The sequence below is a fragment of the Bradyrhizobium sp. USDA3010 genome, from assembly GCF_056429065.1.
The window spans coordinates 1-2,487 of record NZ_JBWJZD010000111.1 but is presented as its reverse complement, the minus strand read 5'-3'; the positions used below and the strand labels follow the sequence as shown (position 1 = coordinate 2,487).

At 53.9% G+C, this 2,487-nt stretch carries 1 protein-coding gene and 2 pseudogenes; all 3 read left to right on the top strand.

The window, feature by feature from the left end; genetic code table 11:
* Window positions 1–191: 191 nt before the first annotated feature.
* Window positions 192–713, top strand: a pseudogene (locus tag AC066Y_RS43105) (type IV toxin-antitoxin system AbiEi family antitoxin domain-containing protein); the annotation flags it as partial.
* Window positions 700–862: pseudogene (locus tag AC066Y_RS43100) on the top strand (nucleotidyl transferase AbiEii/AbiGii toxin family protein); the annotation flags it as partial. The pseudogenes AC066Y_RS43105 and AC066Y_RS43100, both read left to right, overlap by 14 nt.
* A 341-nt stretch (window positions 863–1,203) precedes the next feature.
* Window positions 1,204–2,316 (top strand): nodulation factor fucose acetyltransferase NolL, encoded by a 1,113-nt coding sequence (gene nolL, locus AC066Y_RS43095; protein WP_478279118.1) that lies wholly within the window; start codon window positions 1,204–1,206, stop codon window positions 2,314–2,316.
* The last annotated feature ends 171 nt before the right edge of the window (window positions 2,317–2,487 follow it).

Sequence of the window (2,487 nt, the reverse complement as noted above, 5' to 3'; positions counted from 1 at the left end):
GCGTTGCAAAGTACCGGTCGTCAGGCGGTGAAAAGCCGAAGGCAATCCTGTGCGCCTCGTCAGAGCAGATGTACGGCCGCATCAATCGGGCCCAAAAGCCGCACTCTCACGAATAGGACGGGCTAGCTAGCTCGTTGGCGCGTTCCTTGATCCGGTCTGAGGAAAACCGTGCGGCCGATGTAGGCCGTGTACCTATAAATTGGGTCTCCAAGCTGCCTCTCAAAGAGCGCTTTCTCTTCCGCAAGAGCACGACGCTCTTCAAGCCCGATCCGGTCACGAAAGGACTGAAGAACTACGCCTGGAATGTTCAGAGCAACACCGGCACGCCTGCCGATGAACTACAAGCGGGACCGTTCAAGCAGATATGGGGCCAGGGTGAATGGCCACTTACTGCCTCATCGCCAGAGCGCGCCCTGCTTGAATTGTTAGACGAGCTTCCAAATAACGAAAGCTTCCACCAGGTCGACATGCTCGTTGAGGGCTTGCGAAATCTCGGTCCGCGCAAGCTTCAGAAACTGCTGGACGATTGCAAAAGCGTGAAGGTGAAACGATTGTTCTTCTGGTTCGCCGAGCGTCACAACCATTCATGGTTGAAGCAAATAGACCGCGAAAAGGTCGATCTGGGGAAGGGAAAGCGCATGCTCGTGAGGGGCGGGAAGCTCGATCCAAAATACCTGATAACCGTTCCGGAGGAACTCAGTGCCCCTGTCTGAACGCTATCAACAACAGGTCGCGCTGCTGATCGAAGCGCTGCCGTTCGTCGCGGCTGAAAAGGACTTCGCCCTCAAGGGCGGCACAGCGATCAATCTAGCTAGTTGTCCGCGAAATGCCGCGATTATCTGTCGATATTGATCTGACGTATTAGTTCAATCGAATTGGGTGACAACCTGCAGAGGAAAGAAAGCATAATCCGCACTTGGACGACCAGGACACAATTGACCTCGCCTGTTCGACGCGAGCGCCGCATCTACTCGCCAGCGCACTCATCTGAAACGATGCAGCGTGACGCAGCGCCGGCCGGACTTGACGTTTTGGGCGACACATGAGGACGTTGGCTTGCTGCGGGCCTACAAGGCCGTGGACACCACTACACGGTCTGAGTAAACCCCTTGATGCAAAGTCGTCTGCCTAGAGGCCGCACACTATCTTTAAGGAACGGATAGTCCCGGAACGGTGCTGTGGCACAACCAAGCTAGAGGTTTTATGCTTTATCGCGCAACTCCATCGACTGGCCACGGCTCACACGCGGCCGGAGCAGACAAGCGAGATCTAAGCTTTGACTTTGCCAAAGGCATACTCATCATCTTGGTGATCATTGGACATTTGCTGCAGTACGTCATCTACCGAGGCAATGGCTATTGGGATTCGGCGTTTTTCAAATCGATCTACATGTTTCATATGCCTCTCTTTATGGCGATAAGCGGATATCTGTCTTCGAGAGCCCTCCTTGGAAAATCATTCGCTCGTAGCGTCAAAGAGCGCGCAACCCAATTGTTGCTGCCAACGCTGTTTTGGTGGGCCATTTTGGAGGCGGTTAAAGTTGTGGTGTCTTTGCCCTCGGGCAGTATAGTTGGCGGAGATTTTTTGAACGATTTAGTCGGTTCTTACTGGTTTATATGGGCAACATTTGCTTCTTTCCTTGTCGTAAAGGGTCTTCTGACGATCTTCCGTCGCCTATCGATGTGGATTGTAGGCATGTCTGCATTTGCTGTCGCAGTCATGCCCGTCACCTTTTCCATAGCGCCCTTGCTTAGATACACTTACCCATTCTTCTGCCTCGGATTCTTGCTCTCCCAGTCGACCGAACGTCAGACACACCTTCTTCCACGCAACAAAATCCTCCTGATGTTCGCTCCCGCTGCAATTGCTTGCGCGTGCTTTCTTGCTTGGAGCAAAGAGACTTACGTCTACAACAATCTCGCCCTGATTCACGACACTGCCTCGGCTGAGCAAGTGTTGCTGATGTTCGCGGGCTCTGCAGCGGCCTCTTGGATCGCGTTTGAAATAATCGCTCAGCTCTGGAAACTCAGTTCCTCAAATCGAATAGCTCGTTTTATCGCGGTGGAGCTTGGCCAGAGCACGCTGCTTCTTTATCTGCTCCAGGGCACCGTTTTTCGCCTCATGGACTTCGTTCAGTTCGGAGAATTATGGGATATCTCGACCAGGATCTCCGTCGCCAGCATGCTTGGGGTGTCAATCGTTGTCATCGCAATGACCGTTCGCTTCATTGTGCGCGACTTCGGATGGTTGTCTCGGATTGTAGTCGGAGCCTCGCCGCGCTCGGCAGCACTCAAAGCCCAGTCGGCGACCAACTGATCAACTCCTCTCGGCTGTGACAAAAGCGTCAATCTGCGCGACGCCCTAGCCCGTCTTATTCATGATTGCCGGGCGGGGCAGCTGGAACATTTCCGGTCGGGGTGAAGGCGCGCGCGAACGCTTCGGCTTTTTCGCCGCTTTTCGACCCGACTTCGTGAACGCGTTGGAGGA

Coding starts and splice junctions, on each gene's coding strand:
- nolL (WP_478279118.1), top strand. CDS start 1,204: ATGCTTTATCGCGCAACTCCATCGACTGGCCACGGCTCACACGCGGCC.